16 protein-coding genes and 1 riboswitch are annotated in these 13,756 nt (G+C 68.9%); of the genes, 6 read left to right on the top strand and 10 right to left on the bottom strand.

Annotated elements, in window-relative coordinates; all coding sequences use genetic code 11:
- Positions 1–51: 51 nt before the first annotated feature.
- The 7 genes from SSPN_RS0107230 to SSPN_RS0107195 form a co-directional block, all read right to left on the bottom strand.
- The gene (locus SSPN_RS0107230; protein WP_029535059.1) at positions 52–930 is read right to left on the bottom strand and encodes a sigma-70 family RNA polymerase sigma factor; all 879 of its coding nucleotides are present in this window, start codon (positions 928–930) and stop codon (positions 52–54) included.
- A gap of 289 nt (positions 931–1,219) precedes the next feature.
- Positions 1,220–1,846 (bottom strand): DNA-3-methyladenine glycosylase I, encoded by a 627-nt coding sequence (locus tag SSPN_RS0107220; RefSeq protein ID WP_010693207.1) that lies wholly within the window; start codon positions 1,844–1,846, stop codon positions 1,220–1,222.
- A gap of 81 nt (positions 1,847–1,927) precedes the next feature.
- The gene (locus tag SSPN_RS0107215; RefSeq protein WP_010693206.1) at positions 1,928–2,458 is read right to left on the bottom strand and encodes a type 1 periplasmic-binding domain-containing protein; all 531 of its coding nucleotides are present in this window, start codon (positions 2,456–2,458) and stop codon (positions 1,928–1,930) included.
- 11 nt (positions 2,459–2,469) lie between these two features.
- A complete protein-coding gene (locus tag SSPN_RS0107210; protein WP_010693205.1) occupies positions 2,470–2,718 on the bottom strand; it encodes an Ada metal-binding domain-containing protein in 249 nt (82 codons plus the stop codon).
- The gene (locus SSPN_RS0107205) at positions 2,718–3,446 is read right to left on the bottom strand and encodes a 2OG-Fe(II) oxygenase (protein ID WP_010693204.1); all 729 of its coding nucleotides are present in this window, start codon (positions 3,444–3,446) and stop codon (positions 2,718–2,720) included. The genes SSPN_RS0107210 and SSPN_RS0107205 overlap by 1 nt, the downstream gene beginning before the upstream one ends.
- The gene (locus SSPN_RS0107200) at positions 3,443–4,057 is read right to left on the bottom strand and encodes a methylated-DNA--[protein]-cysteine S-methyltransferase (protein ID WP_010693203.1); all 615 of its coding nucleotides are present in this window, start codon (positions 4,055–4,057) and stop codon (positions 3,443–3,445) included. The genes SSPN_RS0107205 and SSPN_RS0107200 overlap by 4 nt, the downstream gene beginning before the upstream one ends.
- On the bottom strand, positions 4,057–4,551 hold the full coding sequence (locus SSPN_RS0107195) for a sigma-70 family RNA polymerase sigma factor (RefSeq protein WP_083821618.1): 495 nt from the start codon (positions 4,549–4,551) through the stop codon (positions 4,057–4,059). Before SSPN_RS0107195 ends, SSPN_RS0107200 begins: the two co-directional genes overlap by 1 nt.
- Before the next feature lie 265 nt (positions 4,552–4,816).
- Positions 4,817–5,071: riboswitch (cobalamin riboswitch) on the top strand.
- A gap of 129 nt (positions 5,072–5,200) precedes the next feature.
- Here SSPN_RS0107195 and metE point away from each other — a divergent pair.
- Positions 5,201–7,477 (top strand): 5-methyltetrahydropteroyltriglutamate--homocysteine S-methyltransferase, encoded by a 2,277-nt coding sequence (gene metE / locus SSPN_RS0107190; RefSeq protein ID WP_010693201.1) that lies wholly within the window; start codon positions 5,201–5,203, stop codon positions 7,475–7,477.
- 193 nt (positions 7,478–7,670) lie between these two features.
- On the opposite strand, the gene SSPN_RS59405 is transcribed toward metE, so the two are convergent.
- Together SSPN_RS59405 and SSPN_RS0107180 are read right to left on the bottom strand one after the other, a co-directional pair.
- On the bottom strand, positions 7,671–7,904 hold the full coding sequence (locus tag SSPN_RS59405) for an oligopeptide/dipeptide ABC transporter ATP-binding protein (RefSeq protein WP_237710611.1): 234 nt from the start codon (positions 7,902–7,904) through the stop codon (positions 7,671–7,673).
- A gap of 311 nt (positions 7,905–8,215) precedes the next feature.
- On the bottom strand, positions 8,216–9,991 hold the full coding sequence (locus SSPN_RS0107180; RefSeq protein WP_010693199.1) for an ABC transporter ATP-binding protein: 1,776 nt from the start codon (positions 9,989–9,991) through the stop codon (positions 8,216–8,218).
- Positions 9,992–10,076: 85 nt separating this feature from the next.
- Here SSPN_RS0107180 and SSPN_RS0107175 point away from each other — a divergent pair, with 85 nt between their 5' ends.
- The 3 genes from SSPN_RS0107175 to SSPN_RS42795 all read left to right on the top strand — a co-directional run bounded on the left by SSPN_RS0107175 (position 10,077) and on the right by SSPN_RS42795 (position 11,720).
- Positions 10,077–10,511 (top strand): MarR family winged helix-turn-helix transcriptional regulator, encoded by a 435-nt coding sequence (locus tag SSPN_RS0107175; protein ID WP_010693198.1) that lies wholly within the window; start codon positions 10,077–10,079, stop codon positions 10,509–10,511.
- Positions 10,512–10,775: 264 nt separating this feature from the next.
- Positions 10,776–10,970: a hypothetical protein gene (locus tag SSPN_RS0107170; protein WP_010693197.1), complete on the top strand. Its 195-nt coding sequence runs from the start codon at positions 10,776–10,778 to the stop codon at positions 10,968–10,970.
- 18 nt (positions 10,971–10,988) lie between these two features.
- Positions 10,989–11,720 carry a cytochrome P450 family protein gene (locus SSPN_RS42795; RefSeq protein ID WP_148271922.1) on the top strand — a complete coding sequence of 244 codons (732 nt, stop codon included), beginning with the start codon at positions 10,989–10,991 and terminating at the stop codon, positions 11,718–11,720.
- Between the two features lie 57 nt (positions 11,721–11,777).
- Here SSPN_RS42795 and SSPN_RS0107160 read toward each other — a convergent pair whose 3' ends face one another.
- Positions 11,778–12,296, bottom strand: coding sequence for a DoxX family protein (locus tag SSPN_RS0107160; protein WP_010693195.1), 519 nt, complete (start codon positions 12,294–12,296; stop codon positions 11,778–11,780).
- A gap of 118 nt (positions 12,297–12,414) precedes the next feature.
- Between SSPN_RS0107160 and SSPN_RS0107155 the strand changes: the two genes are divergently transcribed.
- The gene (locus SSPN_RS0107155; protein WP_010693194.1) at positions 12,415–12,969 is read left to right on the top strand and encodes a TetR/AcrR family transcriptional regulator; all 555 of its coding nucleotides are present in this window, start codon (positions 12,415–12,417) and stop codon (positions 12,967–12,969) included.
- Between the two features lie 393 nt (positions 12,970–13,362).
- Positions 13,363–13,734, top strand: a complete 372-nt coding sequence (locus SSPN_RS0107150) for a four-helix bundle copper-binding protein (protein ID WP_237710474.1) — start codon at positions 13,363–13,365, stop codon at positions 13,732–13,734.
- Positions 13,735–13,756: the final 22 nt, after the last annotated feature.

The raw sequence follows: 13,756 nt of genomic DNA, 5'->3' as shown, positions 1-13,756 counted from the left end.
CTCGGAGTCCGTCCGGGGTGGGGGAGGTTGGGCCGTTGGCGCTCGTTCCAGTCAGTCGTCGAGGAACGTCAGGTCGAGGTCGTGGAGGCGGTCCGGGTCGGTGAGGATGTCGAGCGCCACGACCTTTCCGCGGGCGACCGTGAACGCCGCGAGCGAGATCGGTCGGCTTCCCGAGATCGCAACCGCCCCGGGGGCGCCGTTGACGATCGCGGGTCGGGTCAGCTCGGCGATCTGCGAGAAGATGATCGCGCCCCCCGCCACCAACTTCGCGCCGCGCCGGGTGGTGCTCGGGCGCAGCGAGCCGCCGTCGGTGCGCACCACGACGTCTGGGTCGAGGACCGCGAGGAGACCATTGAAATCCCCGGTGCGCGCGGCCGCGAGGAAGGCGTCTACGACTTCGCGCTGCTGGGCCAGATTTGCGTCCGGGGCTGGCGCTGCGCTCTGCACCCGCCGGCGGGCCCGGCTGGCGAGTTGGCGGGTCGCAGTTGAGGTGCGCCCGACGATGGGGGCGATCTCGTCGAAAGGCACCGCGAACATGTCATGCAGCACGAAAGCGAGCCGTTCGGCGGGCGTGAGTGTTTCGAGTACCACCAGCAGTGCGAGGCCGACCGAGTCGGCCATCAGCGCCTCGTGCTCCGGGGTGAAGTTGTCCGGGCTGCTGATGACCGGGTCGGGTACGTGCACGTCCAGCGGCTCCTCGCGGCGGGCGGTTCGCGCGCGGAGCATGTTCAGGCACACCCGGCCGACGACCGTGGTCAGCCAGCCGCCAAGGTTCTCGATCTCGTCGGTGTCGGAGCGGCTGAGCCTGAGCCAGGCTTCCTGGACCGCGTCGTCGGCCTCGCTCAGCGAGCCGAGCATCCGGTAGGCCACCGCCCGTAGGTGGTCGCGGTGGGCCTCGAATCGGCCCGCCAGAAAATCCCTCTCGTCCATCGGCCACATCCCTCCGTTGCGTCGTGTCGTAGGAGTGACCCGCCGAACTCGGCCGATGTGACACGCCTACGCCGCCGACGCTTCCTGGAGGGCAGCGATCAGGCAACTTGGGGTGAAGGACCCGGCCGTGGTGCTCCTGGACGCCATGAAGGGCATCCAGCACCTGTCGAACGTCGTGGACGTCGGTGGCGTGCCGCGGCGGACCCGGAGTTGATCGGGCTGCGCGTCAGCCGGATCAACGGTTGCAACGCCTGCATCCAAGGCCGCTTCCCGCGGCATCACCGCCCGGTCACGATTGCGGCCAGATACCGGATGTGCCGCGACGGTGGCTGTCGACGAGGTGCGTGTCGACCATGCCGATCGCCTCCATGAGCGCGAACATCGTCGTCGGGCCGACGAACGCGAATCCCTTGCGCCGCAGTGCTTTTGATAACGACACGGATTCAGGTGACGTGGTGGGGATCTCTGCGATCGTCCGCGGGCGTGGCGTGGTGTCCGGTTTGAACGACCAGACGAATGCCTCCAGCCCGTCGTCGGCGCGCAGCTCGATGGTCGCGCGGGCGTTGCCGATGGCTGCTCGTATCTTGGCTTTGTTGCGTACGATTCCTGAGTTGTCGAGCAGGCGCGCGACATCGTCCTCGGTGTAGGCCGCGACGGCATCCGGATCGAAGTGGTCGAACGCTTCGCGGAAGGCGGGGCGCTTGCGCAGGATCGTCGCCCAGGAGAGCCCGGCCTGGAAGCCTTCCAGGCTGATCCGCTCGAAAAGGGCCTGCTCGCCGCGCACTGCCATTCCCCATTCGGTGTCGTAGTACTCGCGCAGCAGGGGATCGCGGGCGGCCCACGGCGGACGCGCCAACCCGTCCTCGCCGATCACGACCCCGGCATCGGTCGTGGTGTCTGCCGCTGCGGGACTCAATGTCTCGTTCTCCTCGGGTTCTCGTGGTGTGCGACCGGTACCTGGTCACACGTGCTTTTGGGTTATACCACCAGAGAATGCTCAAGGGGCCGAATCGGTGCGGTGCAGGAGGATGGTGCGGACCACTTCCCAGGTGCCGCCGTCACGGGTTGCGCCGCGCAGCCCGTCGAAGGTTCCCACGCCGCCGAGCGCGATCAGGTCTTCGGTGGCGAGGGCGGCGGTGCTGATCGTGCGTGCCGGGTTCCAGCTGGTGGAGTGCACGAGGCGCCGTCCCATCTGCACCCAGCCGGAAACCTGTGCGGTCACCACCCATGCGTCCGGGTCCTGCGCGGCGAAGCGTCGTGCCTGCCGCAGCCACGACGCGGCCCGCTCGGGCCAGTCGACGACGTCGAGCACGTGCCCGCCCCGCTGCGCCCAGGCCTGGGCGATGGCATCGGCGGTGTCCCGTGACTGGGCGTCGCGGGATGAGCCGATCACGATCGAAACCGTTCGCGGACGCAGCTCGGCGAGCAACTGGACCACAGTCTCCAGCTCGATTTCGCTGCGCGGCGGTAGAATTCCGGTCTTCGTCCTGGTTTCACGGGCCAGCGGCGAATGGGTTCGTCGCATCATCGAAGCAGTCCTCAACCGTTCTTCCACTCCCGGTACCGATCGGGCAGGCACACCGCGCAGGGCCGGTAGCCGGCCGCACGCGCGGTGGGCTCGTCCGCGAAGAACACCCGGTGCGCCACGTAGCCTCCGTCGGCGATCGCGCGCAACGCGGACGGGCAGTCGAGCCGCCCGTAGATCCTGCCGCGCCGGTAGCCGCCGAGGCGGCCTGGCACGGCGCTTTCGTACGGCCGCCCGTCGGCCCCAAGCAGCGTGTAGATCATCAGGCCGCGTCGTGGAAGACCAGTCCCAGCGTGTGGCGCCGACCGGAACGCACCGGCGAGACTCCGTGCCGCACCGGGGACGCGGACCAGCCGCGCGCCGAGCGCACCGGCCGGTCGCGAGTGGTGAACACCAGGCCGTGCCCCTGCGGGATCAGCGTTGCGGTGCCCCGGGACTGGGCGCGGGGGCGCTGCTCCACCAGTATGAACTCGCCTCCGGTGTGATCGGTTCCCGGGCTGTTGAGGTTGATCACGACCTGCAGCGGGAACACCTTGTCGCCGTACAGATCGCGGTGCAACGCGTTCCATCCACCCGTTTCGTAGCGCAGCAGGATGGGCGTGGGGCGGGCCTGCCCGGCTCGGTGGCAGCGCTCCAGCCACTCGTCGAGCGTGTCCGGCCACTCCGCTTCCCGGTTGAGCTTTTCGTACCAGTCCCGAGCGATCGGCAGCAGGCGTGGGTACAGGGCCTGCCGCAGCTTCTCCACCGGTTCTGGGAACGGTGCGGCGAAGTAGTGGTAATCGCCGTTGTCGCCGAATCGGTGGCGGCGAAGGTTGATCGTGGCGCGGAAATGCGCCGGCTCGTCCCACAAGGTCGCAATCCGCTCGCACTCGGCGGCGGTCAGCAACCGCGGCAGCAGCGCGCAGCCGTAGTCGTTGACCTCCTCCGCGACCGCGCGCCAGTCCGCGCTGGCGACCCGCTTCGCGAACCGGTCCGTCTTCGGCGTGCTCATGCTGCCTCCAGGTTCAGCATCGCTTTGGCCTCCACGCCGCCGACGTATCCGCCCGAAGTGCCGTCCGAGCGCACGACGCGGTGGCACGGCACCACGACCGGCAGCGGGTTCGTCGCGCACGCGGTACCCACCGCGCGCACCGCTCTCGGGCTCCCTGCGGCCACGGCGACCTCGGCGTAGCTGGCGGTGCGGCCGTAGGCGATGTCGGGCAGGTGCGACAGCACGTTGAGCCGGAACCCGCGCGAGAGGCGCCAGTCCAGCGGCAGGTCGAAGGTGCGCCGCTGACCGGAGAAGTACTGCTCGATCTGCCGGGCGACCTTCTCCAACCGGTCCGGTGTCCGCAGGATGCGCGGGCTGATCGTCGCGGCCAGCGACTCCAGGACCTCGTCGTGCCCCTGGCGGGCGAAGGCGACCCGCACCAGGCCGCGTTCGGTCGCGGCCAGCAGCAGCTCGCCGACCGGGGTGTTTATCGTGCGGTAGGCGACGTCGAGCAGCCCTTCCCGCTGGGCCGCGTTCACCAGCTCAATGTGCAGCCGCTTGCTGGCGTCGAAGTCGATCGCCGGGATCGCGTCGAACAGGTGCCTGTCGTCGTTCTCGTGGATCGTCATCATCACGCTTCCCCTCCCACACTCGTGGCATGTCTGTACGTCGTGCGCAGGGTCTTTATGCCGTCCGCCGCGGCCCGGCGGGCGGCATCGGTGCTGCCGCCGAGGATCGCGGCGATCTCGGCGTAGGGCAGGCCGGCCAGGTAGTGGTAGGCCACCGCCATGCGCTGCTTGGTGGGCAGCGCCCTCAGCGCCGCCCACAGGTCTCCGTCCCAGTCCTCCGGGCGGCCCGTGGTGCTGGGCCGCTCGGGCACGCGCTCGACCATCACCGGTCGGCGTGCCGTCGCCCGGGTGGCGTCGACCGCCTTGCGGTGGGCGATCGTGACCAGCCAGGCCTCCACGTTCGCGTCCTCGGTGAGCTCCGGGAAGGCGCGCAGCGCGGCCAGGAACGTCTCGGACCAGGCGTCCTCGGCGTCAGCCGGTCCGAGCACGGCCCGGCACACCCGCAGCACCATCGGGCCGTACTCGTCAACGATCTGCTCGAACGGTTTCACTTTCACTCCCCGTAGACGGCCCGGCCCAGCGGAACGTGAGATGCGGATCCGGCCCACTCCGCGATCGTCACCCGCCCGGGTGGCCCCCGCCGGTCGCACACCGCGTTGGCCCCGCGGCTCGGGCGTGGCGACCCTGTGTGACGAGCCTCTCACCGACGGCGGGAGGGAGGGCAGGAAGGGCGTGTTCACCACGGAAGTCACCGGATGCGCGGTGGCCGTCCGGCACGGTCCGCGCAAGCCCCGGCCCCTTGCCAACGGCTTCCCAGTCGGTAGCCTCCGTTGTGCTGGTGGTTCGTCCACCCCGGATCGCGACGGGAGTCGCGGCCGCGGGCGGGCGAGGCAAGAGGGAATCCGGTGCGAATCCGGAACTGCCCCGCAGCGGTAAGTGGGAACGAACGCCGTCCCCGGTCCGAGACCGGGCACAGCACTGGGCACGTGTGCCTGGGAAGCGACGGCCAGTAGGAACCCCGGCGTCGGCCGGGACGCGCCCGCGAGTCCGAAGACCTGCCACCGGTGCGCGCACCCGGTGGTGCGCGGTCCGGGGTCTCGCGGGAGGACCTGGCGGACGAACGGTTCGCGCCGCGTGACGCTGCCGGTTCGCCTACGCCTTCCCAGACCTCGGGGCATCCGTCGTCGAGCTCGCGAGGAGAGGGCGTTGACCAGCAGAATCGGATCTACCGTACTCGGCTATCCCAGGATCGGTCCCAACCGGGAACTCAAGCGCGCATTGGAGAGCTACTGGTCGTCCCGCATCGACGAGGCGGAACTGCGCGCGGTCGCGCGGGAACTGCGCGTCGACGCGTGGCGCGCGCTGCGGGACGCGGGCCTGGATTCGGTGCCGGGCAACACGTTCTCGTTCTACGACCACGTGTTGGACACCGCGGTCACCTTCGGCGCGGTCCCGCCGCGCTTCGCCGGGCTCGGGCTGGGTCCGCTGGACACCTACTTCGCGATGGCGCGCGGGGTGGAATCCGCGCCGCCGCTGGAGATGACGAAGTGGTTCGACACCAACTACCACTACCTGGTGCCCGAGATCGGTCCGGACACGCGGTTCTCGCTGGCCGACCGCACGCCGGTGGAGCAGTACCGGGAGGCCGCGGCGGAGGGCGTGATCACCCGACCGGTGCTCGTCGGCCCGCTCACCTTCCTGCTGCTGGCCAAAGCCGCCGACGGAGCCCCCGAGTCGTTCCAGCCGCTGGATCGGCTCCTTGGGCTGCTTGATGCTTATGCGGAGCTGCTGGGCGAACTGCGCCGGGCCGGTGTGGAGTGGGTGCAGCTGGACGAGCCAGCGTTCGCCGCGGACCGCACGCCGGACGAGCTCGATGCGCTGAGCGTCGCGTACGAGCGGCTCGGTGAACTGGAGGAGCGCCCGAACCTGCTGGTCGCGGGCTACTTCGGTGATCTCGGTGAGGCTCTGGGTGTGCTGGCGTCCAGCCCGGTCGAGGCGCTCGCCGTCGATCTCGTCGCCGGGAAATCCACAGTGGATGCGGTGTCGACGGTTCGGGGGCTGAGCGGCAAAACCCTGGTCGCCGGGCTCGTCGACGGGCGAAACGTCTGGCGCACCGATCTGGACAAGGCGCTTGCAACCGCAGCTACGCTGCTCGGTTCGGCGGACGAGGTAGCGGTCAGCACGTCGTGCTCGTTGCTCCACGTGCCGTACGACGTCGCGGCGGAAGCCGACATCGATCCGCAGGTCAAGTCCTGGTTGGCGTTCGCCGCGCAGAAGGTTCGCGAGGTGGTCGTCCTCGGCCGTGCGTTGAGCGAGGGCCGCGACGCGGTGGCCGGTGAGCTGGCCGAGGCACGAGCCGCGATCGCCGACCGCGCCAGCGCAGACCGGGTCCGCAACCACCGCGTCCGGGCGAGACTGCAGGCTCTGCGGCCGGAGTACTCGCAGCGCAGCGACTACGAGACGAGGCGCGCGGCCCAGCAGAAGTCCTTGCGCCTGCCCGCATTGCCGACCACGACGATCGGTTCGTTCCCGCAGACCACGGACGTCCGCAAGGCGCGCGCCGCGTTGCGCTCCGGCCGCATCGACCAGGCGACCTACCGGCAGCGGATGCGGGACGAGATCGAGCGCGTCATCCGGCTGCAGGAGGAGATCGGGCTCGACGTCCTGGTGCACGGCGAACCCGAGCGCAATGACATGGTGCAGTATTTCGCCGAGAACCTGGACGGCTTCGCCAGCACCGACAACGGCTGGGTCCAGTCGTACGGATCGCGGTGCGTGCGGCCTCCGATCCTGTTCGGCGACGTCGCGCGCCCGAAACCGATCACGGTCGAGTGGACCAGCTACGCCCAGCGGTTGACCGAGAAACCGGTCAAGGGCATGCTCACCGGCCCGGTGACGATCCTGGCGTGGTCGTTCGTACGCGACGACCAGCCGCTGGCGGACACCGCGAAGCAGGTCGCGCTGGCCATCCGGGACGAGGTGAACGACCTGGAGGCCGCCGGCATCCGGATCCTCCAGGTCGACGAGCCCGCCTTGCGCGAACTGCTGCCGCTGCGCTCGGCACAGCACGCGGACTACCTGGACTGGGCGGTGACGTCGTTCCGGCTGGCCAGCTGCGGCGTTGCCGAGTCCACCCAGATCCACACCCACCTTTGCTACTCGGAGTTCGGCGACGTGATCAACGCGATCGTGGCGCTGGACGCCGACGTCACCAGCATCGAGGCCGCCCGCTCGCGGATGGAGGTGCTGGACGACCTCAACGCGGTCGGCTTCGGTCGCGGCGTCGGGCCCGGCGTTTACGACATCCACTCGCCGCGCGTGCCCGAGACCGCCGAGGTCGTGGACCTGTTGCGGGCCGCGCTCGCGGCCGTTCCGGCGGAGCGCTTGTGGGTCAACCCCGACTGCGGGCTGAAGACCCGAGGCTACGCCGAGGTCGAGGCGGCGCTGAAACACATGGTCGAGGCCATCGCCGAGCTGCGCTGACGCTGGACCCGCGGGCGGCGCAGAACTGGCGGCGCCGCCCGCCGCCGCTGCTGAAGCCGGACACGGCCGCGGCCGTCGCGCAGATCCACTCGGTCGGCTACGACCTGGTTTCGCGCGCACAAGGCGTTCGGGCTCGGTTTCAGTTCGGCGGTCGGAATTCCGGGTACGTAGATGTCCTATTTAGACTGATCTACTACCGTGGGGGAACCGAATCTCGGCCGGTCGAACCGGATCCGGGCAGGGCTCGGTGGGGGTCCGAGGTGCCGACCAGGACCGGGTCGTGGCAGCGGAACGCGTGGCCCGGCGCGTCGCGTTGCGGGTCCGGCATCGTCGCCGCACAGGTCTCGTCGGCGCGCTGGCACCGGGTGCGGAAGGGGCAGCCGCTCGGCGGCCCGGTCGCCGAGGGAACCGGGCCGGTGAGCGGGATCGGCTCGATCGGCGACAGCAGGCCGGGGGTCGCGGCGAACAGCGCCTAGGTGTGGGATGGCGGGCACCGAACACCGCTTCGGCCGGCATCTGCTCGACTGTTCGCCCGAGGTACATCGTCGCCGCCCGGTCGTTCATCCGCCGCACGGTCTGGATGTCGTGCGAGACGAAGATCAGCTTTAGGTTCAGCTGTTCCTTGCGTTCGAGCAGCAGGTTGAGGATCTGGGAGCGGACCAAGACGTCGAGGGCGCTCGTTGGTTTTCGGTGAATGCGGACGTCCACCTCCGTCCGAGTAGGACTCCGGTCAGGTGTTCACGCGGCGGATGGGAGTTGGTCGTCGCGTCGGACCAGTGCCGCGTAGCGGCCGTCGGCGGCCAGCAGTTCGTCGTGCGTGCCGTTCTCCACGATCTGTCCGCTGTCGAGCACCACAATCTGGTCCGCGTGGCGCACGGTCGACAACCGGTGCGCGATCGTGATCGTGGTCCGGCCCGAGGACAGCTTGTCGAGAGCTTGCTGCACCGCGCCTTCGGTCTGAGTGTCCAAGGCGCTGGTGGCCTCGTCGAGGATCAGGATCGGCGGGTCGCGCAGGATCGTGCGGGCGATCGCGAGCCGCTGCTTCTCCCCGCCGGAGAACCTGTATCCGCGCTCGCCCACCAAGGTGTCGTAGCCGTCTGGTAGCGCTGCGATGTGGTCGTGGATCTGCGCCGCCTTCGCCGCGGCTACCAGTTGTTCGTCGGTGGCGTCGGGTTTGGCGAAGCGCAGGTTCTCGGCCACCGAGGCGTGCAGCAGGTAAGGCTCCTGGGAGACGACGCCGACTGCGGCGGCGAGCGTGTCGAAGCCTAGTTCGCGCACGTCTACACCGTCGATGCGCACCTGCCCGTCGGTGACGTCGTAGAGGCGCGGCACCAGGTAGCTGAGCGTTGTTTTTCCGGACCCCGTTTCGCCGACCACTGCGAGGCTGGTGCCGGCTGGCACGGTCACGTCGATTCCGGTGAGGGTTCCGTCGGTGCTCTCGGCAGCGTAGGCGAACGACACGTCCGCGAACCGCACTTCGCCCTCGATCCGCGACAGCCGCTCCGGTCGTTCCGGTTCGTCGATGTCGATCGGCAGGTCGAGGTATTCGAAGATGCGGCCGAACAGAGCCAGCGAGCTCTGCACGTCCACACCGGTGGACAGCAGCGACAGCGTCGGCCGGAAAAGGGCCTGCTGCAAGGTTACGAAGGCGACCAGCGTGCCCAAGGTGATCAGCGGGACGCCGAAGGTGCTGGTGACACCGGCCGCCCAGTAAATCAGCGCGGGCAGCGCGGTCATCACGATCTGGATGCTCGACATCCGCCACCGGCCCGCCATGCTGGAACTGACTTCGAGCCGAGCCAGCTCGGCCGACTCGGCGGCGAAGGCATCGGTGAGCGACCGGGCCCGGCCCATCGTGCGGCCCAGCAGGATTCCGTTGACGGAAAGGGATTCCTGCACGCCGGCGGACATCGATGCGAGTTGGCGCTGCCGCCTCGCGGTGATCCTCTTGCGTTCCCGTCCGATCCGGCGGCTGACCCACACGAACACCGGCAGCAGGGCCACCGACGCGATAGTCAGCCGCCAGTCCAGCGCGACCATCGCGATCACGGTGGCCACCACGGTGGTGAGATTGGAGACCAGCGAGGTGGCGGTGGACGTGACAGTGGCCTGCATGCCGCCGATGTCGTTGGCGATGCGGGATTGGATCTCGCCGGTTCGGGTGCGGGTGAAGAACGCCAGCGACATGCGTTGCAGTCGGGCGTAGACCGCGGAACGTAGTCCGTGCATCACGCTCTGCCCGACCTTGGTGGACAGGTACGTCTGCGCGACGTTGAACACGCTGGTCGCGACGGCCACGCCGATCATGCCGAGCACCAGTGCGGTCAGCAGGCCGAGCCGTTGCTGCGGGATGGCGACGTCGAGGATCTCGCGCAGCAGGAACGGCGACGCGACGGAGACCAGGGACGACGCGGCCACCAGCAGCGCGACGACCAGGAGCATGCCCCGGTGCGGCCGGAAGAGGTCGCCGATGCGGCGGAGCTGGGCGGGTGGGGTTTTCTCGGGCGCTGACATAGGCGGCTCCAGTGGCGGGCAGATTCGGAGATGCCTTCATATTTACCATAGTTCACTATTACTGTCACTCTGTTAAACTGGCCGGGTGGATGCCGGTGGTGAAGAAGAACGTCTCGGCGGGCTGTTCCTGCGGCTCGCCAAGTCCGCGCACGTCCTGCAGCGGTGCGGTGCCGGGGATCTCGGGCTGACCCCGGCGCAGGCGCGTGCGCTGTCCGTGCTCGGCAGGTGTGAGACCCCACCGCGCATGGCGGAGCTGGCGGAACTGCTGCACGTGGTGCCGCGAGCGGTGACGCCGATCGTCGACGCCCTCGAGGACGCGGGCCTGCTGCGGCGCGAGGTCGATCCCGGAAATCGCCGCTCCACTCTGCTGGAACTGACCAGGGACGGCCGGAAGATGTGCAAGCGGCTGGCCGGCATCCGCGCCCGCGCGGCGGCGCAGCTGTTCGCCCCGCTCACCGCCGAACAGCGGCAAACCTTGCTGGAACTGCTGGAAAAGGTCGACCCGGCGACGACGGGCTGACCGGCCGCGGTCGGACAAGACGGCTCGCGAGTCCGAACAGGACTCGCGAGCCGGGTGTCGAGGGGTGGATCAGGTAGACGACCTTGCGATCAGGGTCGGCGAATGAAATGGCGGCGGGAGTCGCGATGGTGGCCATATCGCGCACGCCGCGTGACCGTGGCAGTGGCGTTCCGTGTTCAGCCGCCATCGGAGGTCGCCTGATCGTGCAGAACTCGACGGGAGCCGCGAGGATCTGGGGAACCGACGAGGAAAGGCGGAACCGGCATGGATGAGGAGACCCGCCACCGGCTGGCGGAGGTGCGTTCGCTGGCCGAGGAGCTGCAGCCCGAGCAGATCGAGGCCGAGATCGGCCGCGCGCGGGTCGAGGCGTACCAGGAGGGCATGCGGTTCGCCGCCGACTACGTCGAGCACGGACCGCGGCGCAGCGAGCGCGCGGACATCCCGCTGCCCCGGAGCTGACTGCTCCACAGTGGATTCTTGAGGGCCTGGAACCGGGAGATGGTCTCGGCGCCGCTGTCCGACGAAGGCGCCGCGATCCGCGAGAAGGCCAAAGCGGCCCGGGAGAGCTACCTTGTCGACCTGATCGTGGACACCCGGGGGCGCATCGACCCGGCCGTGGACGTCGACGACCAGCCGAGCCTGGCGAGCGCGTTGATCGTCGCCGCCGACGAGCACGACCGGCTCGCCGAGCGGGAGCTGATCGGCACCATCAAACTTCTGCTGATCGCAGGCCACGAAACGACCGTCAACCTGATCGGCAACGGCGTGCTCGCCCTGCTGGCGGACCCGGGCCAGCTGGAGCTGCTGCGTTCGAAGCCGGAACTGCTGGGCCCGCTGTCGAGGAGATGCTGTCGCTTCGACAGGCCCGTCGAACGCGCGACGCCGCGTTTCGCCGTCGAGGACGTCGAGATCGGCGGGGTGACCATCCCAGCGGACAGCGTCGGTCCGTGGTGCTCGGATCGGCCGACCACGACTCGGTGTACGCCCAGGACGGCAGCCGCTTCGACATCCCCCGCACCGACGGCGGCCACCTGTCCTTCGGCCAAGGCATCCACTACTGCCTGGGCGTATCCCTCGCCCGCCTCGAAGGTCAGGTGCCGATCGGTGCCCTGCTGGACGGTGTCCCGAACCTCGCTCTCGCGGCCGCACCCGAAGACCTCCGGTGGCGGCCCGGCGGCCCGGGTGGAGTGCGGCTCCGCTCCGGGTTGACGAGGTGGAGCCGGATGCTGTTCGTTGGAGTGCACGGCTCGATGACGTCGATGGGTTTCAGCGCCGGGACTCCGTGGCTGGGATGCCGCGGAATGCCCCCCGCAGCGCGAGGGCGCTCGCACCGCGGGTGGCCCAGAGCGCCGCGGCGATGTAGAGGATCTGTTCCGGAATGCGCTGCCACAGCGGGGACACGGGTTCGCCGGCGAGCATGACTTCCGCGCTTGTGGCGTAGATGTTCGCTGGCAGCATCACGACGAACAGCAGCGCCAGGCAGTAGCCGGCCGCGCGGCGGGTCCAGGGGACGATCAGGCCCAGGGCGCCGAGGAATTCCAGGACACCGGTGAGGTAGATCATCGCCGACGGGAACGGCACCGCGGGCGGCACCATCCGGACCAGGTCGTCGTGGGTCGGCATGACGGTGACGTCGGCCGGGGCGAAGTGCGCGCTGGCAGTCATGACGAGCATGATCGCCAGCGCGTGCGCCGCGGCGGCGGGCCAGGTGGCGAACCGGCGTACGCCGAGTGCGCCGAGCCCGCGCAGCCCCAGGAGTGCGATGAGGAGGACGAGGAGAGTCATGGCAGGTCCGATCTAGTCACTGTCAAGTTTCATCTGGTTGAAGCTATCGAGTGCCCTGATATCTTGTCAACGACAAGTTTGACTCCGGGTGCAATCCACCTCTGAGTGAAAGGCCGCTGTGAGCAAGATCGGATACCACCACGGGGACCTTCGCCGCACGATCGTCACCGCCGCCGTCGAGGCCATCGGCGATTCGGGTCTCGACGGCTGGAGCCTGCGGGAACTTGCTCGGCGCGCCGGCGTCTCGCACGCTGCGCCCGCGCATCACTTCGGTGACAAGAGCGGCGTGCTGACCGCCATCGCCGTCGAAGGGTTCACGCTGCTCGCCGACGCCCTCGAAGCGGCCGAACCTGACTTGCTCGACATGGGCCTCGCCTACGTTTCCTTCGCCGTGACCTATCCGGTTCACTTCGGAGTGATGTTCCAGCCCGGCCTCTACCGGGGCGACGACGAGGCGGTCCGGAAGGCCGAGGCGCGCGCCGGTGACGTGCTGCGCGAAGGTGCGCGGGCCGTAACCATCCCGCCGTCCGGCCCGGAGCACACCACCCTCGCGGCCTGGTCGATCGTGCACGGCTTCGCCAACCTGTGGCTCAGCGGCGCATTGCGGATGCCCGCCGACACGGATCCGGTCCAAGCAGCCCGGCCGGTCCTGCGCCGGCTCCTCGAACATTGACGATTTTGCGCGCGGCCCCAACGGTTTCGGCCGCCGATCCGGCGCGCGCCCTTGCCGGTAGTTCGTAGCCTGCTGCCGCGCAGGAGCCCGTTGGCCAGCTTGCCCGGCCCGGGGTGCAGGGACCGGGATTCCCAGGAGGCTTCGTTGGGGCAGGTGCAAGCGTTCCGTGCGCGTGCGGCTTCGTGCGGCAGCTGAAAGTCAGGCAGGCGAAGCCGTTGTAGTCACCGTGCAAGCCCCCTGCTACGTCGGCTGGTTGTCCGTAGCCGTGGCGGTTGACGACATGCGATCTCGGTTGGCTTGGAGTAGGCAGACCTCTTGGGGCAGTTGATGGACGACGTTCGCAGACTGCTCCATTCGAACCGAAACTACGGGGGTTCAGAAATGACACGTCAGATGAGCACCGAGATGCAGCAGTGCATTGACATGTGCAACAAGTGCCATGACAAGTGCGAGCAGATGTTGTCCCGCTGCATGGAGATGCGCAGTGAGCAATCGATGCAGATGAGCATGATGTTGATGTCCTGCGCGGAAATGTGTCGCATGTGTGCGGACATGATGATGCGCTGTTCGAGCATGACGAAGGCCGGCGCGGACATGGTGCAGATGTGCGTACGGATGTGCGGAATGTGCGCCGACATGTGCGAGATGTCCGCCGACATGTGCAGGCAGATGGGTGCCAAGGAGATGACCGAGCTGGCGGATCTGATGACGCAGTGCGCAGCCATGTGCCGTCAGGTGACGCCGCAAGCGATGCAGCCTGCGTGACCGGGCAGGACCACGTCCGCTG

Origin of the sequence: Saccharopolyspora spinosa NRRL 18395 (genome assembly GCF_000194155.1) — a bacterium.
Lineage (GTDB): Bacteria > Actinomycetota > Actinomycetes > Mycobacteriales > Pseudonocardiaceae > Saccharopolyspora > Saccharopolyspora spinosa.
Note: the sequence above shows the minus strand (reverse complement) of the source record. Positions and strands in the feature narration are given on the sequence as shown.

Bases quoted from the DNA above. Each gene is read 5' to 3' on its own strand.
- SSPN_RS0107230 (WP_029535059.1), bottom strand. From the start codon at position 930: ATGGACGAGAGGGATTTTCTGGCGGGCCGATTCGAGGCCCACCGCGAC.
- SSPN_RS0107215 (WP_010693206.1), bottom strand. From the start codon at position 2,458: ATGATGCGACGAACCCATTCGCCGCTGGCCCGTGAAACCAGGACGAAG.
- SSPN_RS0107210 (WP_010693205.1), bottom strand. From the start codon at position 2,718: ATGATCTACACGCTGCTTGGGGCCGACGGGCGGCCGTACGAAAGCGCC.
- SSPN_RS0107205 (WP_010693204.1), bottom strand. From the start codon at position 3,446: ATGAGCACGCCGAAGACGGACCGGTTCGCGAAGCGGGTCGCCAGCGCG.
- SSPN_RS0107200 (WP_010693203.1), bottom strand. From the start codon at position 4,057: ATGATGACGATCCACGAGAACGACGACAGGCACCTGTTCGACGCGATC.
- SSPN_RS0107180 (WP_010693199.1), bottom strand. From the start codon at position 9,991: ATGTCAGCGCCCGAGAAAACCCCACCCGCCCAGCTCCGCCGCATCGGC.
- SSPN_RS0107170 (WP_010693197.1), top strand. From the start codon at position 10,776: ATGGATGAGGAGACCCGCCACCGGCTGGCGGAGGTGCGTTCGCTGGCC.
- SSPN_RS0107160 (WP_010693195.1), bottom strand. From the start codon at position 12,296: ATGACTCTCCTCGTCCTCCTCATCGCACTCCTGGGGCTGCGCGGGCTC.
- SSPN_RS0107150 (WP_237710474.1), top strand. From the start codon at position 13,363: ATGAGCACCGAGATGCAGCAGTGCATTGACATGTGCAACAAGTGCCAT.